Source organism: Bowmanella denitrificans (assembly GCF_002887595.1).
Lineage (GTDB): Bacteria > Pseudomonadota > Gammaproteobacteria > Enterobacterales > Alteromonadaceae > Bowmanella > Bowmanella denitrificans.
Window position 1 is genome coordinate 87,500 of sequence record NZ_PEBU01000011.1, and the last position, 23,679, is coordinate 111,178.

18 protein-coding genes are annotated in these 23,679 nt (G+C 51.5%); 12 read left to right on the plus strand and 6 right to left on the minus strand.

What is annotated here, in order from left to right; genetic code table 11:
* Window positions 1-69 precede the first annotated feature (69 nt).
* The gene (locus CSR04_RS18520; RefSeq protein ID WP_102797813.1) at window positions 70-2,862 is read right to left on the minus strand and encodes a TonB-dependent receptor; all 2,793 of its coding nucleotides are present in this window, start codon (window positions 2,860-2,862) and stop codon (window positions 70-72) included.
* Between the two features lie 440 nt (window positions 2,863-3,302).
* Here CSR04_RS18520 and CSR04_RS18525 point away from each other — a divergent pair, with 440 nt between their 5' ends.
* Entirely contained in the window at window positions 3,303-4,364 is a 1,062-nt protein-coding gene (locus tag CSR04_RS18525) for a UDP-glucose--hexose-1-phosphate uridylyltransferase (protein ID WP_102797814.1), read from the plus strand.
* Complete coding sequence (galK, locus tag CSR04_RS18530; RefSeq protein ID WP_102797815.1) at window positions 4,357-5,508, plus strand: galactokinase; 1,152 nt, start codon at window positions 4,357-4,359, stop codon at window positions 5,506-5,508. The genes CSR04_RS18525 and galK overlap by 8 nt, the downstream gene beginning before the upstream one ends.
* Here the strand turns inward: galK and ygjK are convergent, their stop codons facing one another.
* Window positions 5,509-8,010, minus strand: coding sequence for an alpha-glucosidase (gene ygjK / locus CSR04_RS18535; RefSeq protein WP_102797816.1), 2,502 nt, complete (start codon window positions 8,008-8,010; stop codon window positions 5,509-5,511).
* A gap of 155 nt (window positions 8,011-8,165) precedes the next feature.
* On the opposite strand from ygjK, the gene CSR04_RS18540 reads away from it, so the two are divergent.
* The gene (locus tag CSR04_RS18540) at window positions 8,166-10,886 is read left to right on the plus strand and encodes a TonB-dependent receptor (RefSeq protein WP_102797817.1); all 2,721 of its coding nucleotides are present in this window, start codon (window positions 8,166-8,168) and stop codon (window positions 10,884-10,886) included.
* 65 nt (window positions 10,887-10,951) lie between these two features.
* Here CSR04_RS18540 and CSR04_RS18545 read toward each other — a convergent pair whose 3' ends face one another.
* On the minus strand, window positions 10,952-11,482 hold the full coding sequence (locus CSR04_RS18545) for a hypothetical protein (protein WP_102797818.1): 531 nt from the start codon (window positions 11,480-11,482) through the stop codon (window positions 10,952-10,954).
* 234 nt (window positions 11,483-11,716) lie between these two features.
* Between CSR04_RS18545 and CSR04_RS18550 the strand changes: the two genes are divergently transcribed.
* Complete coding sequence (locus CSR04_RS18550) at window positions 11,717-14,446, plus strand: TonB-dependent receptor (RefSeq protein WP_102797819.1); 2,730 nt, start codon at window positions 11,717-11,719, stop codon at window positions 14,444-14,446.
* A 45-nt stretch (window positions 14,447-14,491) separates the two neighbouring features.
* Here CSR04_RS18550 and CSR04_RS18555 read toward each other — a convergent pair whose 3' ends face one another.
* Window positions 14,492-15,640, minus strand: coding sequence for a DUF3103 family protein (locus CSR04_RS18555; RefSeq protein WP_102797820.1), 1,149 nt, complete (start codon window positions 15,638-15,640; stop codon window positions 14,492-14,494).
* Between the two features lie 242 nt (window positions 15,641-15,882).
* On the opposite strand from CSR04_RS18555, the gene nhaC reads away from it, so the two are divergent.
* Window positions 15,883-17,370 carry a Na+/H+ antiporter NhaC gene (gene nhaC, locus CSR04_RS18560; protein WP_102797915.1) on the plus strand — a complete coding sequence of 496 codons (1,488 nt, stop codon included), beginning with the start codon at window positions 15,883-15,885 and terminating at the stop codon, window positions 17,368-17,370.
* Between the two features lie 75 nt (window positions 17,371-17,445).
* Window positions 17,446-17,979: a YaeQ family protein gene (locus CSR04_RS18565; RefSeq protein WP_102797821.1), complete on the plus strand. Its 534-nt coding sequence runs from the start codon at window positions 17,446-17,448 to the stop codon at window positions 17,977-17,979.
* Window positions 17,980-18,046: 67 nt separating this feature from the next.
* On the opposite strand, the gene CSR04_RS18570 is transcribed toward CSR04_RS18565, so the two are convergent.
* Entirely contained in the window at window positions 18,047-18,253 is a 207-nt protein-coding gene (locus CSR04_RS18570; protein WP_102797822.1) for a helix-turn-helix domain-containing protein, read from the minus strand.
* A gap of 198 nt (window positions 18,254-18,451) precedes the next feature.
* Here CSR04_RS18570 and CSR04_RS18575 point away from each other — a divergent pair, with 198 nt between their 5' ends.
* The 6 genes from CSR04_RS18575 (at window position 18,452) to CSR04_RS18600 (ending at window position 21,959) form a co-directional block, all read left to right on the plus strand.
* Window positions 18,452-18,649, plus strand: coding sequence for a hypothetical protein (locus CSR04_RS18575; protein WP_102797823.1), 198 nt, complete (start codon window positions 18,452-18,454; stop codon window positions 18,647-18,649).
* 142 nt (window positions 18,650-18,791) lie between these two features.
* Window positions 18,792-19,121 (plus strand): metalloregulator ArsR/SmtB family transcription factor, encoded by a 330-nt coding sequence (locus tag CSR04_RS18580; RefSeq protein ID WP_102797824.1) that lies wholly within the window; start codon window positions 18,792-18,794, stop codon window positions 19,119-19,121.
* A 1-nt stretch (window position 19,122) separates the two neighbouring features.
* Window positions 19,123-19,587, plus strand: coding sequence for an arsenate reductase ArsC (locus CSR04_RS18585; protein WP_102797825.1), 465 nt, complete (start codon window positions 19,123-19,125; stop codon window positions 19,585-19,587).
* Window positions 19,587-20,306 carry an arsenical resistance protein ArsH gene (gene arsH, locus CSR04_RS18590; protein ID WP_102797826.1) on the plus strand — a complete coding sequence of 240 codons (720 nt, stop codon included), beginning with the start codon at window positions 19,587-19,589 and terminating at the stop codon, window positions 20,304-20,306. The genes CSR04_RS18585 and arsH overlap by 1 nt, the downstream gene beginning before the upstream one ends.
* Before the next feature lie 122 nt (window positions 20,307-20,428).
* Complete coding sequence (arsB, locus tag CSR04_RS18595; RefSeq protein WP_102797827.1) at window positions 20,429-21,445, plus strand: ACR3 family arsenite efflux transporter; 1,017 nt, start codon at window positions 20,429-20,431, stop codon at window positions 21,443-21,445.
* A 4-nt stretch (window positions 21,446-21,449) separates the two neighbouring features.
* Window positions 21,450-21,959, plus strand: coding sequence for an arsinothricin resistance N-acetyltransferase ArsN1 family A (locus tag CSR04_RS18600; RefSeq protein ID WP_102797828.1), 510 nt, complete (start codon window positions 21,450-21,452; stop codon window positions 21,957-21,959).
* 35 nt (window positions 21,960-21,994) lie between these two features.
* On the opposite strand, the gene CSR04_RS18605 is transcribed toward CSR04_RS18600, so the two are convergent.
* Window positions 21,995-23,677: a dipeptidyl-peptidase 3 family protein gene (locus tag CSR04_RS18605; protein WP_102797829.1), complete on the minus strand. Its 1,683-nt coding sequence runs from the start codon at window positions 23,675-23,677 to the stop codon at window positions 21,995-21,997.
* Window positions 23,678-23,679: the final 2 nt, after the last annotated feature.

A 23,679-nucleotide genomic window follows, 5' to 3' on the forward strand; every position in this document is an offset into this window, starting at 1 on the left:
TATTGTGGCAATCTGAGAGTAACTGGTTAGTTTTCAGGAATACGGCGCCCTTGTGGGCGCCGGGCTTTATCAGAAGGTGGCGCGCACGCCGAGTGAATAACGCCGTCCGTAAGTAGCAGCGTATTGGATATGCGCAGGATCGCCCACATAGCGACTGTCGACCTTGTCCTGAACATTGCTGACACTGGCCTGCAAGCTAATATGTTGGCTTATTTCATAGCTGGTACTGATATCCATCCAACTGGTGCTGGCGGCCATCACCGGCTCAACAACATAGCCATCCGGCGTCCAGGAAGATTGATCCCAAGCCTGATATTTGGAGCGGGCGTTATAGGCAATTCGGGCCTGGAACTTATCCTGTTCATAAAACAACACCAGGTTATATTGATGCTTGGACAAGCCCAAAAACGGCTTATCCTTTCCTTGTTCGTCTTTTTCGCCCGACAAACTGTTGTTGTAGGTGTAGTTGGCCTGGACCCCGAAACCGGCCAGATAGTCTGGCAGCAGCCCATCAAAGGTTTGCAGCCAGGCCAGCTCATAGCCGCGGATTCTGGCCTTCACATCGTCGTTATTGTAAGGCTTGTTCACTTCAAAGGGCTGACCGTCAATCTCTTCGGTGGTTTTGTCCCATTTGATAAAGCTGGCCACTTCTTTGTAAAAGCTGGCCAGGGTCAGGGTGCCGTCCTTGGAATAGTACCACTCCAATGCACTATCTAACTGGTCAGCACTGTATGGTTTCAGGCCGGGCACTGACATGGAATAGCTGCGTACTCCCTGATCATTGGGCTGTATATTGATGGAGGTATAAGGTGACAACTCCCACAATGACGGCCGCGAAATCGACTGCGACAGGGCCGTACGGAACACCAGTTCATCATTGATGCTTAGCTTGAAGTTCAAGCTGGGCAAGAGGTTGTGGTAGCTTGACTGCTCGGCAACCGGTTGTACCTCCTGCCAGCTGTCATCTACTGGCTTCCCTTGTGCATCAAATCTCAGCTTGTGGATGTTCTGAGTATGGCCGGATGAGGTGACCTCAGTGCGGCTGTAACGCAAGCCGATATTCAGCAGGTAGGGCATGTCGAACAAGCGGTTTTCGATATTGGCCTGTACATAGGCACTGAGAATTTGCTCCTTGATACTGAAGGACTCGGCCAGATAGATGTCGGTGTTTAACAGATCGGCAGAGCTTGGATCCAACTGCTGCAAGAAGGCATACAAACCTTGCATGTCAATAGCGGCCCAGTTCGCCGGGATATTGGCGCTGCTATCGCCCATAAAATTATTCACGTCACCCGCAATCAGCACCGAGCTCGGCAACTGCCACCATTGGTGGCCATAAAAATCCACCAATGCCGAATCCGGGGCATTGACCTTGTCGAGATTTTCGCCGGCAAATATTGAGGGATTGCGCGAACGGTGGGTGGTACGCTGCTTTTCCTGGCTGTCGTAGCCCGCTCCAAATTGCACCGATGTCAGCCAATCATGGCCGCCTTGCCAGGTGCCGTCCAATGCCAGGCGGGAGGTTTGATCTTCAACACCGGTGCCGTCGGTATTGGTGTACCAGGCACCAAAGGTACTTTGTGGTGTTACTTCTTCAGACAGAATAATGTCTGGTACCGAACTGCCGTTGGCCCAGTTGATGCTGGCCGATTCTACTCCGGAGCGGGCAACCACGTACTTGTTATCGCCGTTATTGGCGTTTTTGGCCTCGGAGTGGGCAGCATCCAGTGACAGATCCCAGGCATCCGAGAACCAATGCAGATTCAGTCCTAATTGATAAGTGGTGTTACGCCTGGGGTTCAGGGTATCCACAATATCCATCAGCGCCGGTCCCTGCCAGGCAAGCTGTTTGGCCCAGCCCTGTTCATCAGCTTCGGCACTGGTATAGACACCATTTAAGGCTGGCAACCAGCTCTCGGAGTAGGTCACCACAGATAACTGTCGACCATGGGAGTCGATATCATACTGACTGTACAGGGCATCCACATTGACATCCCAGTTGTCAGCAGGCCGCCATTGCAACGCCACCGTGCCGCCGGTGCGAACCCGTTCGTCCTCATAAGTGGTCAACTGTGCGTAGCCTGGGAATCTTAGTGCCGGATATTCCACCTCACCGTCGCGGCTAACATCAACCTCTCTGGCATGGAAGGACCAAGCTTGGTAACTATCGTGACGGTTGGTGTAGTTGGAATGGCTGATGGAGGCCAGCATGCCCCATTTACCCTCGTCGAACTGCTTACTGACAATAAAGGACGCCCGAGGGTCGAAGCTTTCGGCGCGTTCGTTATAAGCGCTGTTTACTGAGCCGGCCAGTACAAACTCATCCAGGTCCAGCGGACGGGCGGTTTTAACGTCAATCACTGCGCCGATGCCGCCTTCTGGCAACTGAGCCTGAGGGGTTTTATGCACCTCGATACCGCTGATCAGCTCTGAGGCAATGACATCATAATTGAAATCGCGGCTGGCGTTATCTGAGGCCAGTTTGCGCCCGTTTAAGGTGGTGATGTTGTAATTGCCGGTCAGTCCGCGCACGGTTACGGTTTGCCCTTCACCATTTACCCGGGTGACGCTGACACCGGGAATACGTTGCAGTGATTCTGCAACGTTCTCATCAGGAAATTTGCCAATATCCTCGGCAACGATGGCCTCAATCAGGTTGTTGGCCTGTTTTTTTAATTGCTGGGCTTCTTTGAGACTGCTGCGAAACCCTCGGACCTGGATCACTTCGGTATCCTGATCATCTGCCACCTGTGTGGTGCTATTTTGCTCGCTTGAGATCTCCGAGGTGGCCTTCACCGTTTGTGCCCAACTGTTGCTGCCCAGAAGTGCGCCGATTAACAGGGCCAGAGAGGTTTTTTTCATTATGTTCTGCCTTATCAGTAAGTGTCTGGCCTGTCTTCCCTGCGCGGCCGTGAATGTCCGGTCAGCACCTGTTGTGAGCTGCTGAACCGGCGGGTATCACTCTATTGATCGCCAGGTGACAATATTTCTCTTCCTTTAAGGCAAGGGCTGATTCTCGAAAACTAACAATGCATCCAGGCTGTGTTGTTGGCTAATTACATTTGGCGTTAGCACCGGGGCGTGTTGTTAGTCTGTTGAGCGCATTGGCATTGATAAATGGGCATTTGCTGGGTTGTCGACACCAGAGATGTCGCGTTTTTTCAGGGATTATTCCCGGTTTGTGTGCTTTGGTGGCTGCAGCATTGACCCACCCAGGGGCCATCGCTAAGTTAACGCCATCTCACAGACAGGTGTCGGCGTCGGTCATGTCGACAAGCTTTGGCGCAGGATGTAACAGCTCAATGACAACTTTCAATATGGCGGAACATGCTCATCGCCGCCTCAATCCCTTAACCGGCGACTGGGTATTGGTATCGCCGCATCGCAACCGTCGTCCCTGGCAAGGCCAGACCGAAGCGCTGGTTGAGGACAATACTGCCAGCTATGACGCCGGATGCTATCTATGTCCCGGTAATGCCAGAGCCACGGGGCTGCGCAATCCAACCTACACCGAGCCATTTGTATTCACCAACGATTTTGCCGCCATGACCGCCGATACTCCATTGTTTCAGGGCGGGCAGGATGAATTATTTGTAGTGCAATCCCAGCGTGGCACCTGTCGGGTAATTTGCTACTCCCCCGATCACAGCCGCACCCTGGCACAACTTGAGGTCAGCCAGATCCGGGCGATCATCAACACCTGGATTTTGCAGTATCAGCAACTGTCCGCAACCCACCAGTGGGTACAGGTATTTGAAAATAAAGGCAGTATTAATGGTTGCTCGAATCCGCATCCGCATGGACAGATATGGGCCAGCAGCGCTGTGCCCAGCTTACCGGCCAGAGTTGACGCGGCGCAGCGTCGCTATCATCAACAACATGGCCGCAATCTGCTGCTGCACTATTGTGACAGTGAAAGGCAGCGCCAAGAGCGTGTGGTGATAGAAAATGCAGACTGGCTGGTGGTGGTTCCTTACTGGGCCGCGTGGCCATTTGAAACGCTGGTTTTGCCTAAATGCCATGTAGCACGAATGGAAAGCCTGAATGATCGGCAGCAGCAGCACCTGGCCGAGGTATTAAAACGGCTTACTACCTGCTATGACAACCTGTTTCAATGTGACTTTCCCTATTCCATGGGCTGGCACGGGGCTCCTTATTTGGAAGGCACGACCAGCTACTGGCAATTGCATGGTCACTTTTATCCACCACTTCTGCGTTCGGCACAGGTGCGTAAGCATATGGTTGGTTATGAACTGCTGGCCGAAATTCAACGGGATATGACGCCGGAGTTGGCGGCAGAACAATTACGTCGCCATCTGGGGCGACATTACAGGCAAGCCAAATTGGATGTGCAATATGCGTGAGATGCAACCCTTGCTTGATGCCTTTCATCAGCATTTTTCTCACCCAGCAGCAATGCTGTTTCGCGCCCCAGGTCGGGTTAATCTGATTGGTGAGCATACCGACTACAACCAGGGATTTGTATTGCCCTGCGCGCTGAATTTATACACTTATGTGATCTGTCGTCCCCGACCTGGACCGATAATTACCTGCCGGGCTTTGGCCATGCCGACACAGCCGGATGAATTTAATCTGGACCAGCCAATTCTGCCACGCGAGCAAGGCCATTGGGGCAACTATGTGCGTGGGGTGGCAGCAGTGATGCGTCAGCGCGGCGTTGTGTTGCCGGGCTGTGAACTGTTAATTGCAGGTACGCTGCCCCAGGGTGTTGGACTGAGTTCATCGGCTTCACTGGAAGTGGCGTTGGCCATGGCATTTGCCGCCATGGCCGGACAAGCCCTGACACCTCAAGATAATGCGGGTATTGGTCAGCAGGCCGAAAATCAGTTTGCCGGGTGCCAATGTGGCATCATGGACCAACTGATTTGCGCCGCTGGGGTCGCTGAGCATGCGCTGTTGTTGGATTGCCGCAGTCTGACTTACCAGCCGGTACCGATCCCTGACAATCTGGCGCTGATGATCATTGAATCCGGCGTCAAGCGTAAACTGACCGGCAGCGAGTACAATCTGCGACGCCGTCAATGTGAGGCGGCTGCCGCACATTTGGGTAAGGCCTGGTTGCGTGATGTAGATGCCGTGCAACTTGTCGAGCATAGGCACAGATTACCTGCGCTGCTGGCTAAGCGAGCCGCCCATGTTGTCAGTGAAAATGACCGGACTCTGTCAGCGGCAAAGGCGCTGGCCGAACAGAATATATCCGCTCTAAGCCAGTTAATGGCTGCATCACATCGCTCCATGGCCGAGGATTTTGAAATTAGCGTGCCACCCATAGATTTTCTGGTAGCTTTGCTACAGGAGATAATTGGTGAGCATGGCGGGGCCAGAATGACCGGCGGCGGTTTCGGCGGTTCGGTGGTAGCCCTGATGCCCCAGGCACTGCTTGCTGACGCAGAGGCCCGGGTGATGGGGCACTATGCGCAGCAAACTGGACTGCGCCCCAGGGTTTTACATTGTACCGCCGCGCAAGGGGCACAGCGGCTTATCTAATCAGTTTGGATTTAGCTGGCGATACATCAGGTATAGGTGGGCGGCGCTCCAACTGAAATTGGTTGCGCCTTGTACAGCGCCGTTCAAGGGGTGGTAGTTTTCCCTGATGGCACCGTCTTGCAACAAGCCTTGTGAATTATTCAGTAAGCGCAGCGCCAGCTCAGCGGCCTGCTGGTGATAGCCGTATTTATCCAGTGCCATTACACCGAAGTACCATTGATCCAGCCATACCCGGCCGCGCCAATAAATGTCCGGATGATAAGCCGGGTTGCTTTGCGCTGCGGTACCCAGCGGAACATAGGTGTTAAATTCGTCACTGGACAGCATCACACTGGCCACGGCATCTGCCTCCTTTTGCCCTGCAATGCCTGCCCATAAAGGGGCCCAACCCTCTGGACCACGGCCTCTGGCGGTAAGCAGCTTGCCACTACAACCAGATGTGTCGGCTTTTTCGCGGCCAATCTGGCGGTCGTAATAGAAGCCACTGTCCTGGTCAAAAAAGCACTGGTTGACCCGTGCAGCCAATGTCTCACTTTGGCTTTGCCAGCGCCGGGATTGTTCCGCTAACCCCAAAACCTTAGCCATTTCAGCCAGCAGGTGTTTTTCCATCGCCAGGTAGGCATTTAGCTCTACCGACTCCTGATCGATAGAGAAACCTAATAATGTGCCGTCCTTGCTGTGATTTTCAAAGAAGCGCACCTGCCAGTCCAATCTGGCCTGCTGCAGATTACCGGCGTAGTGCTGCTCTGCATAAGTCTGTAACTGTTCGGTATTGATAAAGCCAAAACGCGCCGCGTTATCCATACCCGACTCCCAGCCGGCACCATGCTGCGCACCAATATCCAGTTCATGGTACTGGCCTGAGCTAAGCACCTGTTCATAGAGTGTTGCACCTGCACACTGGTACCAGTCCTGTGACTTGTGCTGGCAGTGGGTTTTAACCTGCTGGCTGATGTCACCTTGCTCCAGGGGGTTGATATCAAACAGAATATGGCCTTGTTGATCATTGTGCAGCGGATGCGCAGTGGCACCGTATTCGGCCAGGCCGTTCTGGTTGTGATCGCGATTTTTGTACCACCACTGGTGATAGGCCACCAGTTTAGGGTAGAGCTGTTGAAGCAAGGCTTTATCCTGACTGGCCTGATACAGCTCCCATACTGCCCAACTGGCCAGTGGCGGTTTGGTGTTGCGCTCATTCCAGTTGCCGCCATCTCCGCCACGCTGGGCATCCTTATTATAGAAAATTGCATCGATCACCATGCCGGCATCCTGCGGACGTAGCGGGTCATCAGCTTGAATCTGATAATCAAACATGGCCAGAATATTGTCTTTGGCCACGTTGGGGGCAAAATGCGCCATGGCAGCGGCATGTTTCCAGCTATCCCAGGCCCAAGCACCATTAAACCAGCGCGCGGTGACCGACGGGGTGACGACATCATGTTTAAGTGCACCGGCGCTGCCCCGCCAATTGCCCAGCAGCGTTTGCATGGCTTTTTCTGCCAACGCATCGGGCAGCACGGCTTGTTGCATCAGGCCTTTTTCCTGGTATTGCTGCCAGCGCTGCTGGCTTGCTTCAATGGCTTTGGCCGGGTTGTTAAATACCTCATCAAGTCGGCGGCTTTCCTGTTGCCATTCCTGCTGACTATGCACATAACTATGGCTGGTATAGATGACCTGGCGTTGTTTGCTGTCCAGATTCAACTGATGGCTGGCCTGATAGGCCAATGTTCCGGTCTGTTCACTTTGACTTGGGACGGAGCGGCGAATCTGATAGCGACTGTCGCCGGAAAGCAGCATATTCCAGGTGCTGCGCACATTACCAAGCTGGATCTCAACGCCCTGCGGTTGGGTTATGATGCTGCGCTGCCAATCGGGATATTGCTTTGTCAGGGGCAGTTCATCCTGCCAATCTTGCAGCAACTGGCCTTGCCAGCGCAGCGTCAGTGGCAGCGGTTTGTCGGTTTTATTTATCAAACTGGTGCTAACAATTGCACTGCGCGGCGTGACAAAGTGCAGACTCAATTGTAGCTCCAATTGTGGCCAGTGGTAACGCTGTTGCAACTGACCGGCCTGGTTTTCAAAACTGACCTGTGCTTCGGCATAATCAAGATCTTTGCCGTTGACACTGATGTTTAGTTTTTCCAACTGATTGGCCAGATACAGGCCATATTCTTCGGCAATAATCATTGGGCCATTGAAGGCACCGTATTCTTCGACCTGGCCAGGTTGTAAAAAGCCATGCCAGGCACCAAGGTCGAACAGCGGGTTAAATGCCTGGTTACCAAATTTGTCGAGCATGCGCATGGCGGTGGGGCTGCCCTGTCTGTCCAATGTGGGAGTCTGTTCCATCTTTGTTTGCTGCGATGCGCAGGCAGACAACCAAAGTGCGCTGCACAGCAAACCAAGCCGACCAACTGTAGATAACCGCAACATCAACTTACCTCTTTTGCTTTGGGCACGGCACATTTTCGCACAACTTAGCCTGTTTATGCCGTTAACCATATGTAAAACTCTGATTAAAAGTATTTATACTATAAATATTGCAACTGTAAAAAGCCAGTAGTAGTATCCATCACAAGATTGCTGCTAAAGGCAATCAATCAAAACGATAAAACATATTTGAAACAACAAGTTGGAACGCTCAAGGGAGTCGTCGCATGACAGGTAAACAGAGCAAATTGGGCTACCTGCCCATGATGGTAATGATTAACATGGGCGTGATAACGTCTATGACAGCTCAGGCGCAGAACAGTGTGCAGGTGGCTGAAGACGAGCCTGTTGAGGTGATTAGCGTAAGAGGGATTAAAGGCAGTTTGATCCGCTCTATGGATATCAAGCGCGAAAGTGGCAATGTGGTGGACGCTATTACCGCTGAGGATATCGGCAAATTCCCCGACCAGAACGTCGCCGAGTCACTGCAACGCATTACCGGTGTGGCCATTGATCGCGAAGGCGGTGAAGGGCAGTTGGTTAGTGTCCGCGGTCTGGGGCCGGAGTTCAACTCTGTATTGGTTAACGGTCGCACAATGGCGTCTATCAGTGGTGGCCGTGCATTTAGTTTCGATACCCTGGCCTCAGAGCTTATCAGTGGTGCCGAAGTGCATAAAACCTCTTACGCATCCCATCAGGAAGGCTCCATTGGCGCATTAGTCAATGTGACCACCTTGCGCCCCTTTGATATTGACGGCTTTAAAGCCAGCGGCAGTATCAAAGGGGTGTACGATGATATGACCGGCAGCACTAAGCCTCAGTTGTCCGGCCTTATTAGTAATACTTTTGCCGATGACACTCTGGGGGTACTGCTGTCGTTTTCCCATAATGAGCGTAAAAGTCGTTATGATTCAGCACAAACCTTTGGTTACCTGACCCGGGATATCACGCTGGATGATGGCAGTGCCGAAGCCGGGGTGCTGATGCCACGTAACTACGATCAGATTTCCCAGACCGAGACCCGTGACCGCACCGGCGGTACCTTGGTACTGCAGTATCGCGCCAGCGACAACCTGGTACTGACCGCCGATGCCCTATATTCCAAGTATGATGTGGATTATCGCCAGGACATTCTGGCCCACTGGTTTGATAACAGTCAGATCACCGATGCAGAGCTGGACAGTAACCGCACCCTGGTCAAATTATCTATGGGCCGTGGCAGTAATACCGATTATCTGAACCGTCTTTCCCAGCGTCCGACTGAAACCAAAGCCTTTGGCTTTAATGCCAAATGGCAGGTGAACGACAGTTTGGAGTTGACTGGCGATATCTTCAGATCTGAAGCCGAGTCTAATGGCGGTGGCCGCACCACGGACACGGTGGCGTCTTATCAGAATAACTATACCTTTGATAACAGTGCCGGGGCTGAGCTGCCAAGCATTCAGTTTGATAAGAACCTGTCCACAGATGGCGTAAAAGCTGGCTGGGGAAGCCGCTTTGGTTCAGATATCGCTGATGAAATCACTGAAGCTAAATTGCAGGGCGAATGGGCTGCGGACATGGGCGTGCTGGCGAAGGTGAAATTTGGTACCACCTATTATGACCGCACATTAAGTTCGCGCTATGCCGAATCGGCCTGGCAAGTGTCGGTATTATATGGTGATAACCCGACGCCGGTTTTGCTGCCGTCCAGTATGTTCAGCAAGTTTGATGGGGGCTTTTTAAGTGGTGCCACCGGTAATCCGCCGCAGGAATGGCTAACCTTCAATTCTGAAGATTTCTTTAACTACCTGTTGTCTGATGCCGCGATTGCGCAGTTGGATGATCCGGCGGCCGGACGCCAATTAATTGAAGAATTTGGCGGTTATACCGCGCATCCTTCTAATTCTGCCTATGAAATCAATGAAAGCGGCCTGTCTTTCTATACCGATTTCTTCTTTGAAGGCGAGTTGGGGGAGATGTTCTGGTCACTGAATGCCGGTCTGCGCTATGTGCAAACCGACAATGCCAGCCGTGGTCAGCAGCTTTTCCTGCTGGACCTGTTGCCGCTGAATAACGGCCAGAATGAAGTGCAGCCCAAGCGTTCGGAAGATTATCTGCCCATAGAGGTGGAGCATGAATATAACAATCTGCTGCCCAGCCTGAACGCCAGCCTGGAAATTCGTGATGATCTGATTGCCCGTTTCTCCTACTCGCAGAGTATTACCCGCCCTGAGCTGGGAGAGATGTCACCGGTTACCAACTATGGTGGTGGAAAAGTAGATGCGCTGAATGCCAGTGGCGGTAACCCTAAACTGAAGCCTTTTGAGTCCGATAATCTGGATTTGACCTTGGAGTGGTACTACAGCGAAGGAAGTTACGCTGCTGTGGCGATGTTCCGCAAGGACATCGACAATTATGTGGACTGGGGCATAACCGACGAAACGGTCACAGTGCCAAGTGGCACCTATCAGTATAAGGTTGGTCGACCGGTAAACCTTAACAGCGCAAGGATTGACGGTTACGAGCTGGCGGTACAACACTTATTCAGCAATCTGCCTGCGCCTTTCGATGGCCTGGGGGTGATTGCCAATATGACCTTCGTTGACAGTGAATCCAGCTCGGATGATCCGGCCAATCCTTTGCCCTTAGTGGGGCTGGGGGATTCACAAAACCTGATCCTGTTCTATGAGCAAGGTCCGTTCCAGTTCCGTGTGGCGTATAACAACCGTAACGAGTTTATGCAGTCCAAGGAAAATGGTTACGGCGGCGCGCCGATTTATGTGGATGATTATGCCCAGGTGGATATCAGCGGCAGTTATGATATTAACGATGATCTGACGGTATTTTTTGAAGGCATCAATATCACTAATGAGCTGACCCGCAAGCGCGGCCTGTATGAAAATCACATCCTTAATGTGATTGAAACCGGCCCCCGTTATGCGCTGGGTGTTAGAGCCACATTTTAATCTCCCATGTGATGGGGCCAGTTCCATCTTTTTCCCTGTGTTGGGCGCGTTAGCGCCCTTTTTTATCAGACCAATGCAATCTGACTGTGCAGCACGGTAAACACCGCCAGTCCATCGGCATTATTCACGGCTTCCTCTCGAGTCAGGCCTGGCTGCCGAAACTTTCCTAGATTATCGGTATAACCGCGTTCCGAGAAATCCTGAGTCCCGGAAAAAGCATGTGATGCTTCATGGATCATATACCTGATGCATTGATTAGCCGATTTAAACTGCGCATTGGCAATGCTGAACTTGTCACCTTTGCCAGGATTTGCGAAGTTAAAGAAAGTAATTTCCACGGTAAATGGGATCTCGGTTAAGCCTTTTAAGGTGTTTTTTAAATGCGCCAGTATTTCGCCAGGTATCTGTTTTTGCGGATTATCTCCCAATATAAAGTAGTAGTTGAGATTGTTTAATGTCTCTTGATCGAGCTCACCTTCTTCAAGGGTCTTGATAATCTTTTTTAGTGCCTCAATGCTGCGCTGGTAGGCTGCTTCAGCCATCTTCTCCTTGTTTTCAATCTTACCTGCTTTTGACGTGACGGTCTTTATCGGCATGTTTGTCTCCTTGTTATGACATCCATCTGGGGGTGCTGCGACAGCTCAGTGTAGTTGACACATTTAGAACAATAAAAAAACACTGTTAAATGTTTGTAAAATAAAATTGAGGTATTTATACTATAAATAGTTTTAATGTGATGGTTGTGTTAATGCTGATGCATTGTTGTCCTGCATCCATATGAAACTGAACCACAACACTTGAGCACTCAAACCAAAGCAAGAGGTATAACCATGCAAGCTGGAACACCTAAACTCGCGTACCTGTCACTCTTGGTGGCCTGTAACTTGGGCCTGGCCATGCCGGTCGCGGGGCAGGAGCAATCCGCTGGACAGGATGTGGAAGTCATCAGCGTTAAAGGCATTAAAAGCAGCCTGATCCGCGCAATGGATATCAAGCGTGAAAGCACCAATGTGGTAGACGCCATCTCGGCCGAAGATATTGGTAAATTCCCCGACCAGAACGTCGCAGAATCCTTACAGCGTATTACCGGCGTATCTATCGACCGCGAGGGTGGGGAAGGCCAACTGGTCACCGTACGGGGCATGGGGCCAGAGTTTAACTCGGTGTTGCTGAATGGGCGTATGCTGGCCACTGTGGGTGATCCGTCTTCCATGAACTGGGATGGCACACCGGGCGGACGTGCCTTTAGCTTTGATATTTTGCCGACAGAGCTGATTAATGGTGCTGAAGTGCACAAGACGCAATCCGCCGCAGTGCAGGAAGGCGCCATTGGTGCCACCATTAATATCACCACCATGCGTCCTTTCGATAACAAAGGCTTCCAGGCCGTGGCCAGTGTGAAGGCCATGTATGACGATATGACAGGTAAAACCAAACCGCAGTTGTCTGGGGTGGTGAGCAACACCTTTAATGATGACAAGTTGGGTGTGTTGTTGTCCTTTGCCAGTTATCAGCGTGAAAGCCGTTATGAAGAAGCCAATACGGCTTACTACTTTAAGATAACCGATCCGCTGGATGGTCAGGATTATGGTCAGGTCTATTTTCCGCGTAATTATGACCAAATTGTTCAGAACGAAGACAGAGAACGTACCAGCGGCACTCTGGTGGTGCAATTTGCCCCCCATGATGATTTGACCATCACCGCTGACTATATGCATTCCAACTATGATGTGAGTGGACGTCAGGATATTTACCCATCCTGGTTTACCCCGGACAACGTCAGAAATCCGGAACTGGATGCCAACAACACCCTGGTGTATGCCGACTTTGTTGATGTGTATGTGGAATCCATGGCCCGTCAGTCCGATGCCTCCAGTACCCTGGATGCCTATGGTGTGAATATTGATTGGCAGGTCAACGAGTATTGGCATAGTGAGTTGGATGTCAGTGGCTCCAAAGCCGAGTCAGACCCTGGTAAAGGTTGGTCTGATGTGGTGGTAGGACGTCCTGGCGAGTTTTCTTATGATCGGCGCCAGGGCCAGCAGGTTCCCACCATGACCTTTGACCCCCTGAAGGCGGGTGATTCGCTGACCGCAGGCTGGACGTCACTACAAGGTACTGAACTGGATGATGAGGTCTTCGCGGTTAAGTTCGACAACAGCCTGGTGGTGGAACTGGGCCCTTTGGTGGAAGTTAACTTTGGCGCCCAGTACACGGATCGCACCTTAGGTAAGGTGTATGGCGAAACCGAAGGGCCGCTGTCCTGGATTTTTGCTGACAACAGTACGCGAATTCCCCTGCCGGAAACATTGTTCAGACTGTTTGATGCTGACGGCTTCCTGTCCGGCGCATCCGGTACCCCGGTTAACCAGTGGCCTACTTTTAATACCGATGAAATTATGGCGTACCTGAGCCGGGACGAAGTCATTGCCATGTTGGATGATCCAGAGGCGGCCAGAGCGGTAATGAGCCGTAACGGCTTTGGTCGGGTACTGGACCAGTCCGCCTATGAAGTGAACGAAGAAGTCACGGCTTTTTATACCGATTTTAACTTTGAAGGCGAGCTAAACGGGATGTTCTGGAACATGGTAGCGGGGCTGCGCTATGTGGATACCACCAGTACCTCCAGTGGCAAGCAGATCGCCCTGTTGGATCTGCAGCCGTCACAGAATGAACCCAACAAAGTCTTTGCGGTGTATTCCGACGACTATGTGCCGGTGGAGATCAGCAACAGCTATCAGGACTGGTTGCCCAGCCTGAACGCCAACATGAACTTCACCGATGACTTGATTGGGCGCCTGGCCTGGTCAAAGTCGATTACCCGGCCAGAGCTGAATGAGATGAGCCCGCTCACCAGCTATGGCGATGGTCAGATTGACGGCCTGAGTGGTTCTGGCAGCAACCCATTATTGGCACCATATACCTCGAAAAACCTCGACTTGTCGCTGGAGTGGTATTACGACGAAGGCAGTTATGTGGCGCTGGCTTACTTTAACAAAGACATTGACGGCTACCTGGGCACCAGTGTGGTACCGGAAACCCTGGTATTACCCAGTGGCAGCTACAACTACGAGATTTCCCGGCCGGTGAATGAAAATAACACCGAGGTGGATGGCTACGAGTTTGCCGTGCAGCACATGTTCAGCAGCTTGCCAGAGCCCTTTGACGGCCTTGGTGTGATATTTAACCTGACCAAAGTAGACAGTCAGTCCAGCGAAGACAATCTGCCGCTGATCGGCCTGGGCGATTCGCAAAACCTGATCCTGTTCTATGAGAAAGACGGCTTTCAGTTACGTTTAGCCTATAACAACCGGGCGCGCTTCCTGCAGACTAAACCGGTTACCAGCGGCAGCCGTCAGCGTGATGGCCATTATGTGGACGATTATAAGCAGTTGGATGTCAGCGGCAGCTATGACATTGACGAAACCTGGACGGTGTTCTTTGAAGGCATCAACCTGACCAATGAACTGACGGTGAAAAGTGCTGAGTATGCCAATCAGACCTTGCAGGTCATTGAAACCGGCCCCCGTTATGCCCTTGGATTAAGAGCCAAGTTCTGAGAATCAAACGCCGGGCCTTCGCCCGGCCTCAGTTTCTGTCCTGAGCTATTGTTGTCCGGCTGGGGTGGTCGGCTGAATAGTTAACGGGCTCAGGCTGATGGTCAGATTGCCGGCCGCACCGATGCGATCCGTATAGTGCTGACCTTGTTGCACGGTATACAGCTGATCCACCTGATCATCGTCATTGATAAACCAGCGATCCGGCATGGCACTTAATAACTTGTTGCTTAGCGCCGGAATGGCCCGGTAAGGTTGCAGCTCTGCCGAGGGGATGGCTGCCATCACTTCACCGGCCAGTTCAAACAATTGCCGGGCCAGTTGCTTGTAATTGGTATTGTCATCCTGCTCCATAAACAATACATCGGCCGCTCCCCAGCGATAACGCTGCCAATAGATCAGGATTTGATGTGGCTGATAAACCTGTTGCTGCTGGTTTAGGTAGGGCAGGTCAACAATATCCAGTTCGGGTTCATCACGGCTGGCATTCACCCCACTGACGATGGCGTAAATTTCCGCATCACCAGAGATCCAGGGCTCTTTGTCATCCTGCAGGCTGATTTTATCTATCAGGGTTACCTGCAGTGCAAGGTTTGCCTTTGCCACTGACTGCACTGATTTTTCTTTGGCTGACATGGTTTGCTTGCTTGTCTGCCAGGTCGCACGCATGCTGTGTATAGCAGCCTGCATCTCAGTGCGACCGTTAGTGTCTATCACCAAAACCGGGCGCTCAGGCACCTGATACACATCCAGCAAGTGCAATTTACCCTGCGTATCAAAGGCTTCGATATAGTCCCAACTGGCTTCGTTACCAGCCGGGGCAAAGGCGAATAAGGGGGACTGCCCCGCTTGCCAGTTTGGTAGGGACTGTCTATTGGCCAGTCGTATCTCCAGCAGGTTGTTGGTTGCACTTTTCAAACCCTTGGCTTGTTTGATTGCCCGCTCAGATCGATAAAGCTGTGCAGATAGCGCTTTATCCGGATAACGCTTCGCCAGCATGGCCAGTGAAACACTGAGTTGGCTATTCTGCATGCCTTGCTCAAGTGCTGTTTGCCAATCTGTATACTGGGTGGCGAGCCGGTATGCCAGCTCACGCTTTTGCTGACTAATCTGATGACTGGTACTGGCGGCATGTGCCATCTGCTGGCAACAAAAAGCGCAAAGCATTAGCACAGTGAATTTTTGCCATAACTGCATATTTTCTCCTTTTATCTATTCGGGGCTGGGTAACTTCAACTGGTCAGACCTTAAGTGAATGTCTTCTGGTCTGTCCAGTTAAGAAAGGCGGATTTGGATATGCAAACTGTTATCAGGGTATGAATATGCATAGATTGCAGGTAGAAATCTTTAGTTATATTGATGCTATTTATACTATAAATGTTGCCATTGTTAATGGCTTGTAATATAAATGAAGGCCGACTCAGGAGGAGATGTTGTTTATGTCACAACCTCGTCAGCCCGGTTTATTACAGGCTTTGTTCCCTATTTTCTGTCTGCTGTTGCTATTGTTTCTGGCGGTCTATTACTTTGGTGACAATTCATCTTCTGGTCCAAATCAGATTGCCTTGCTGCTTTGTGCGGGCATCGCTACCCTGATTGGGCGTTTCAATGGCTATGGTCGTGAGCAGATAGAGCAGGCGATTGTCAAAGGTATCAGCCTGACCCTGGGCGCTATCCTGATCCTGCTGGCAGTTGGTTCATTAATTGGCACTTGGCTGCTGTCTGGTACCGTGCCCACTATGATCTACTACGGCTTGACGCTGTTGAACCCAGATTATTTCTACCTGAGCTGCTGTATTATCTGCGCAATCGTCGCGTTAAGTATCGGCAGCAGTTGGACCGTGGCGGCCACCATAGGCGTGGCGTTGATGGGCGTAGCCAGTGGTCTGGGACTGTCTGAGGTGATCTGTGCCGGCGCTATTGTCAGCGGTGCCTATTTTGGCGATAAACTCTCCCCATTGTCAGACACGACTAATCTTGCCCCGGCCGTGGCCGGTACGGATTTGTTCACCCATATTCGTTTTATGCTCTACAGTACGCTCCCCAGCTTTGCGCTGACGTTGGTGTTGTTTCTTATTCTGGGTTTTCAGTCACAGCACAGCGCCAAACCGGTTGAGCTGGACAATCTGCTGTTAAGCCTTTCCGGGCAGTTTCATATTGCCTGGTATCTGTTGTTGCCTTTGGGCATGACCTTATTTCTGGCCTTTCGCAAGGTACCGGCGTTTCCTGCCATAGGTATCGGCGCGCTGTTTGGTGCCCTGATGGCGGTACTGTTTCAACAGGATTTCATTCAGGCCCAGGCCGATCCGACTTTGGGGGAGATTGGCGGCACTGTTACCGTAGTCTGGCAAGCCATGTATGCCGGAGTCAGTCTGGATACGCCTGACCCGCTACTGAAGGATTTACTCAGTGGTGGCGGTATGGGCTCGATGCTGAATACCATCTGGCTGATTATTTCGGCCATGACTTTTGGTTCGGTAATGGAGGCCACAGGCCTGCTGCAACGGGTGGTGCAGGCCCTGCTAAAAATGGCCAATTCCGTGGCCGGGTTAATTATCACCACTATCGGTACGGCCTTTGGCACGAATCTGGTGGCAGCCGACCAGTATATTGCCATTGTGATGCCAGGACGGATGTTCAAACCCGAATATGACAAGCGTAATCTGGCCCCGGAAAACTTATCACGAGCGGTGGAAGACGGCGGCACTTGTACCTCCGCGTTGATCCCCTGGAACACCTGTGGCGCTTATATGCAGTCGGTGCTACTGGTGAATCCGCTGGATTATGCCCTGTATGCCTTTTTCAATTGGTTGACGCCGCTGATGGGCATTCTGTTGGCATTACTTGGGGTGAAGCGGTTTCGGCCAACTATTCAGGTTGGTGTCGAGGCGCCACCGGGCAAATCTTTGGTTAACGAACTTCACTAGTGTTGCCAGAGTGCAACTGCTAGTCTTGCGCTACCGAACACCAGGTTCGGCAATTCTTTGTTTGCAGGCACGATTTTGGCCCTTAAACCTACCATCTATAAATTTATTATTTCCTTGTCCGACCTGGATCGGGATTATTACGACACTTTGCATCTGACCGTGGCTCAGCATCCATCGGAGTCGCTGGAAAGGATGATGGCGCGGGTATTGGCTTATTGCTTAAATGCTCGTGAAGGGCTGGTATTTACCACAGGTCTGAGTACACCCAATGAGCCGGATATATGGCAGCGTGGTCTGGATGATCAATTGCTGAGTTGGATAGATGTAGGCGAGCCGGCCTTTGACCGTATCAAAAAGGCCTCGCGTCAGGCCCGTGAAGTGAAGATTTACAGCTTTAACCAAAAGTCTGAGGTGTGGTGGCAGCAGGAGCGGTCCCAATTCAGACGTCTGCCGGTAAAAGTAGCGAGATTCCCCTGGCCAGCCATCCAACATCTGGCCAGTTTGGTGGAGCGCTCAATGGTCTGCTCATTGAGCATTAGTGACGCTACCCTATATATGGCCGCCAAACTGGGCGAGGCTGAGATCCCTTGTATTGAACTGCAGGAATGATATTTCCGGCAATGGCCTGGGCCACTATCGCATTAAAGTGCGGTGAATCGCCTATATCCTGAGCTGGTCATTCAAGATCCAATAAATCACCCGGCTTGCAATCCAGCGCCTCGCATATAGCCAGCAAAGTTGTGAAACGTATCGCCTTGGCACGGCCGCATTTAAGCTTGGATAGATTGGCCAGGGTAATATCCACCCGTTGTGCCAATTCCGACAAGCTCATCTTGCGTTGCACCAACAACAAATCCAGATTAATCCTTAATTGCCTGGCCATCAGGCCTTGTCCTGTCTTTGAATGATAATGTCGCTTAGCTTGCCCCAAAGTCATGAGTTTATCAATATAAGATAATTATTTATCGTTAATCGATAAATAATTGTTGATTATAACCAGTCAGCACGCTAACTTGTATAGAGCTTGGCTGTTTAATGAACGGCTTTGTTTTCAGTTTGCAACCCTCAAAAGGAGAACGCTGTGTTTGCATTGCTACTGGCTCTGCTGTTTGCTGGCTTTATTGTTGTTGTGACAATGTGCAGTTATAAGTTAGGCAAAACAAAAACGGAAAACCCAAGACTGGCGGCGTTGATTGGTTTGCTGGTGGCATTTTTGCCGCCGCTGGCACTGATCTATCTGGCTATCCTGCTGTTTAAGGATGATGTCGCCATTGTCTAGCGCAAGCGCTGTACATTGCGGGGGTGACTGAATCTGCCACCCACCGCCTTGATTACCGGCTGAAGACTAACTTAGTTGGCAAGAACTCCATTGACATCTGAAATTTCATATATATGATATTTCGCATGTGAAAGGAGGGCTTATGCTATCACCCCTGGTTTTTTTCAAATGCCTGGCCGAGGATACCCGGCTTAAATCCCTGCTGCTAATCAGCCTTCATAAGGAGCTGTGCGTTTGCGATCTGCAATCGGCATTGCAGCTTAGTCAGCCTAAGGTATCGCGGCATCTGGCGGATCTGCGCAAATGCAATCTGCTTAGCGATGAGCGCCGCGGCAAATGGGTGTATTACCGTTTGCATCCCGAATTGCCAGCCTGGGCGCAAGAGGTTATTGCCACCGCCGCCCGCCATAACAGCGAATTTTTAGCCGACTGCCAGCAACAACTGACGGCCTGTTCATCCTGTGAGTCCTAATATGAAAATTCTGTATATCTGCACCCATAACCGCTGTCGCAGCATTTTATCTGAAGCCATAACCAATCATCTGGCGGATGGCCTGATTGAAGCCAGAAGTGCCGGCAGCCAGCCAGCCGGTCAGGTACACCCCCTGTCACTTAAATACCTGTCCGAAGCCGGTATTGCCACAGATGGACTGCAAAGCCAGTCCTGGGATGGATTTGAGGATTTTGCCCCGGATTTGGTGATTACGGTGTGCGACTCGGCGGCCGGTGAAAGCTGCCCTGTGTGGTTTGGTAAAAGCTTGAAACTGCATTGGGGGCTGGAAGACCCTTCCAAACTCAGCGGCAGTGATGAACAAGTTGCCAATGCCTTCAGGCACTGCATCGACCTGATTAAAGCGCGGGTGTTGGCGCTAAAAGAACTGGCTGGCCAGGATCAATCAACCTGGGCCAAAGCCCTGCAACCACTGGGAGCCCGTTAATGAGCCTACAGGATATATCACTGCCAAATTTAGATGAAACCCAGTTTCAGGTGCCGGACGCACAGCAATTACAAGCACCCTTGTCCAGCCATAAGCCGCGTTTCTTGCTGCTTTACGGTTCGCTACGAGAACGCTCATTCAGCCGCCTGGTGATTGAAGAGTGTGCGCGCCTGCTGACCCGAATGGGCGGCGAAGTGCGGATATTTGACCCAAGCGGTTTGCCCCTGCCGGATGATGCTGAGGATAGCCATCCTAAAGTACAGGAGCTGCGTGAATTGGTGATCTGGTCAGAAGGGCAGGTTTGGTGTTCACCAGAGCGCCATGGTGCCATGACCGGTATTATGAAAGCGCAAATTGACTGGATCCCGTTATCCATGGGGGCGGTAAGGCCCACGCAGGGCAAAACATTGGCAGTAATGCAGGTGGAAGGTGGCTCGCAGTCCTTTAACGTGGTCAATCAACTGCGGGTATTAGGGCGCTGGATGCGGATGCTGACTATCCCCAACCAGTCATCGGTGGCTAAGGCCTTCTTAGAGTTTGACGACAACAATCGCATGAAGCCTTCCAGCTACTACAACCGTATTGTGGATGTGATGGAAGAGCTGATGAAATTCACCCTGCTAACCCGGGATAACAGTGCCTATCTGGTGGACCGTTATTCCGAGCGGGTGGAAAGCGCCGAACAACTGATGCAGCGCGTCAATCAACGGCAGATTTAGAAGGCTTTCTCGCTGAGACGCAGATTGTATTTCAGACCTGTCTGGAGAAGGGCGTTATCCCTTCCCCCTCTGTGTTCTCTGTGCCTCTGTGGTGATATATAAACTCAATAAGGTAGACCGAGATGGGATTATTTGAACGTTATCTGTCGTTGTGGGTGGCGCTGTGTATTGCCGCCGGAGTGTTGTTGGGTAATGCGGCGCCAGGGCTGTTTGCCCAGGTGGCGGCACTGGAATATGCCCATGTTAATCTGGTGGTGGCGGTGCTGATCTGGCTGATGATTTACCCGATGATGATCCAGATTGATTTTGCCGCCATCAAAGATGTAGGTAAAAAGCCCAAGGGGCTGGCGCTAACCTTAGTGGTAAACTGGCTGATTAAGCCTTTTACCATGGCACTACTGGGCTGGCTGTTCTTTAAAGGCCTGTTTGCCGACTGGGTCGACCCGCAAAGCGCCGGTGAGTATATCGCCGGGATGATTCTGCTGGGCGTGGCCCCTTGTACTGCCATGGTGTTTGTATGGAGCCAGCTAACCAAGGGCGACCCCAACTACACCCTGGTACAAGTGTCTATCAACGACATTATTATGATTTTCGCCTTTGCTCCTATCACCGCTTTTTTGCTGGGTATCAGCGATATCCAGGTGCCCTGGCAAACCCTACTGTTGTCGGTTGTGCTGTATGTGGTGCTACCGCTGATTGCCGGTGCCATTACCCGCAAAAAACTGGATAAGGCCAATGATCACAGCCGCTTAAATGCTTTTGTCGCCAACCTTAAACCCTGGTCGATTATCGGGCTGCTGGCGACCGTGGTGCTGCTATTTGGTTTTCAGGCCGAAACCATTTTGGACAAGCCATTGGTGATTGGCATGATTGCCATACCGCTGCTGATCCAGACCTACGGCATCTTTGCCATTGCCTACTTCGCGGCCAAACAGATGAAGCTGCCGCACAATGTTGCCGCCCCGGCCTGTATGATTGGCACCTCCAACTTTTTTGAATTGGCGGTAGCCGTGGCAATTTCCTTATTTGGTCTGCATTCCGGCGCGGCACTGGCCACTGTGGTGGGGGTGCTGGTCGAAGTGCCGGTGATGTTATCGCTGGTCTGGTTTGCCAACCGCACCCGCCATTGGTTTGGATAAGCTTATGTCACAGGAAGTACAGATTCGTTATGCCGGACGGGATGATATTCCGTCCATCTGCGCTATCTACAATCAGGGCATTGCTTCAGGCCTGGGCACCTTTGAAACCCAGCCCAGAACCAACCGCGATATCGCCAACTGGCTAAAAACCGACACTCTATACCCTGTGTTGGTAGCCGAGCAGTATGGCCAGGTACTGGGGGTTGCCCGCTTGTCTGAATACCGGCCGCGGGACTGCTATAAGGGCATTGCCGAGTTTTCTATCTATCTGGCCGATGAAGCCAAAGGGCTGGGCATAGGCACTAAGCTGTTAGCCGAGCTATTGGTAGCCGCTAACGCCTGGGGCTTTTACAAAGTGCTATCGCGCATTTTCACCTTTAATCAGGCCAGCCGCGCCTTATGCCGCAAACTCGGTTTTCGGGAAGTGGGGGTTTATGAGCGCCATGGGCAGCTAAATGGGGAGTGGCTGGATGTGGTGATAGTGGAGTACCTGGTACCTGATACCTCAGAGTAACAAGGAGAGTGCTTCTGCACTCTCCCGGCAAGTATTTACAGGCCCAGCACCGCTTTACCTTGTTTAAAGGTAATATCTACGGGGATGTTGGCACGGGTCAACTTAGCTAAATCTTCAGCCAGTTGTGTCTTAATAACCCCTTTGTCGGCGACCAGGCTGTCCACGCCTTGATAGTCACCATCTCCCTGCAACGTCAGTATCAGGTTAGATAGTGCATCAATGGCTTGCCCCATTTTTGCCATATCCACCTTATATAAACCCTGCTCGTCACGACTGAATGCGCCGTGCTCGGCAAAGAAATTAAAGCGGATCATATTGGCTTTACCATGGGCGCTGGATGCACCAAAACGTACGCTGCGGAAGATACCCGCCATAAAGGTTACGTAGTAGTCTTCCAGTGTGCCCTCGGTGATTTCGCCTTTTTCCAGCAACTGCTGCACCATGTACAGGCCAAGAATATCGGCCTTACCTTCTTCCAGCGCTGATGCATGTTCTTTTAACGCCTGGCGCACCGTTGCGCTGCCATCCAGGGTATTTTTAATTCCCAGTCCATGTGCCACTTCATGGAACATGGTGTTGGCAAAGAAAGCGTCAAAGGTAATATGCTGGCGCTGCTCAGGCACGATTAACTGCTCGGCAATCGGCACAAGAATATGGTCAAACTTGGCCCGCATGGCGTTTTTCAACTGCAGGCGACGGGTGCCTTTTTCCAATTGCACCTGTTCGTCATTGGGCAGATTGATGGCAATGGTTTTACTGCCGGCATTGGAATGACCCGCGTAATAAATTACGTCATACGCATTCAGGTCGGCGTCTGAGCCTGGCATTTCCTGCTTGTAAGCCGCGTCTACCGGTAAACCTTTTTGCAGCTCGGGCAGGAAGGCGGCGTATTTGGCCAGCTTGTCACTCCAGGCCAGATCTTTAATTAAAACATAGGCTTCAAAGGCGGCCCGATAGCCGTAGAGTTGATCTTCATAAGTCTCGATTGGGCCCAGTACTAATTCGATGGGATTGGTTTTCATGTCCATCCAGGCCATATCAGATGGCTGATAATCATCGCTCAGCAGGGCATCAGCACGCATACTCAGGTATTGACCAAAGGCGGCATTGTCAGCCAGCTCAGCGGCCTGGCGCAGCAGATCTGCTGCCTGTGTCAGTTCCGCCTTGAAATACTGGGAGTAGGGAATCGCCTTGAGTGAACCTTTATCATCCCGCACCACCATGGAATAAAGGCCTTGTTTGTCAGCAAAATCGCTGGCTTCAAATTCTGCTTTGTTCATATCCTCGGGGTAAAATTCAGCCCCTAGTGGTTTTTCTGCGAAGCCACTTAGAAAGGGCTTGTCACCATTAAGGCGATCCCAGGGGCCGTAGTTTATATCGGCGAACTGACGAACTTTATCATCCTGGATGGATTGCAAAAACTGTGCTTTATCCTGTCCAAAGGCTTGCTTCCAGAATAGATCGTCCATGACTTTTGCCGCATCTATAAGCAGTGACAGCATCTGCTTCTGTCGCTGAGAAAGATGTGACAAGTCGCTGGACAGGTCTACCGGATAATAGATATCCAGTCTGGATCCCAGTCCTTGTAATAACTCTGGTGCCGATGCAGTTGCTTGTGGTTGGGTCGTTGTTTGTTCTGTTTGCTTAGCAGGTTGGGAACAACCTATCAGTAGCCCGGAGGCCATCGCCATACAAAGGGTGATCTTTGCAAATTTCATAG

Coding starts and splice junctions, on each gene's coding strand:
- CSR04_RS18520 (WP_102797813.1), bottom strand. CDS start 2,862: ATGAAAAAAACCTCTCTGGCCCTGTTAATCGGCGCACTTCTGGGCAGC.
- CSR04_RS18525 (WP_102797814.1), top strand. CDS start 3,303: ATGACAACTTTCAATATGGCGGAACATGCTCATCGCCGCCTCAATCCC.
- galK (WP_102797815.1), top strand. CDS start 4,357: ATGCGTGAGATGCAACCCTTGCTTGATGCCTTTCATCAGCATTTTTCT.
- ygjK (WP_102797816.1), bottom strand. CDS start 8,010: ATGGTTAACGGCATAAACAGGCTAAGTTGTGCGAAAATGTGCCGTGCC.
- CSR04_RS18540 (WP_102797817.1), top strand. CDS start 8,166: ATGACAGGTAAACAGAGCAAATTGGGCTACCTGCCCATGATGGTAATG.
- CSR04_RS18545 (WP_102797818.1), bottom strand. CDS start 11,482: ATGCCGATAAAGACCGTCACGTCAAAAGCAGGTAAGATTGAAAACAAG.
- CSR04_RS18550 (WP_102797819.1), top strand. CDS start 11,717: ATGCAAGCTGGAACACCTAAACTCGCGTACCTGTCACTCTTGGTGGCC.
- CSR04_RS18555 (WP_102797820.1), bottom strand. CDS start 15,640: ATGCAGTTATGGCAAAAATTCACTGTGCTAATGCTTTGCGCTTTTTGT.
- nhaC (WP_102797915.1), top strand. CDS start 15,883: ATGTCACAACCTCGTCAGCCCGGTTTATTACAGGCTTTGTTCCCTATT.
- CSR04_RS18570 (WP_102797822.1), bottom strand. CDS start 18,253: ATGGCCAGGCAATTAAGGATTAATCTGGATTTGTTGTTGGTGCAACGC.
- CSR04_RS18580 (WP_102797824.1), top strand. CDS start 18,792: ATGCTATCACCCCTGGTTTTTTTCAAATGCCTGGCCGAGGATACCCGG.
- CSR04_RS18585 (WP_102797825.1), top strand. CDS start 19,123: ATGAAAATTCTGTATATCTGCACCCATAACCGCTGTCGCAGCATTTTA.
- arsH (WP_102797826.1), top strand. CDS start 19,587: ATGAGCCTACAGGATATATCACTGCCAAATTTAGATGAAACCCAGTTT.
- arsB (WP_102797827.1), top strand. CDS start 20,429: ATGGGATTATTTGAACGTTATCTGTCGTTGTGGGTGGCGCTGTGTATT.
- CSR04_RS18600 (WP_102797828.1), top strand. CDS start 21,450: ATGTCACAGGAAGTACAGATTCGTTATGCCGGACGGGATGATATTCCG.
- CSR04_RS18605 (WP_102797829.1), bottom strand. CDS start 23,677: ATGAAATTTGCAAAGATCACCCTTTGTATGGCGATGGCCTCCGGGCTA.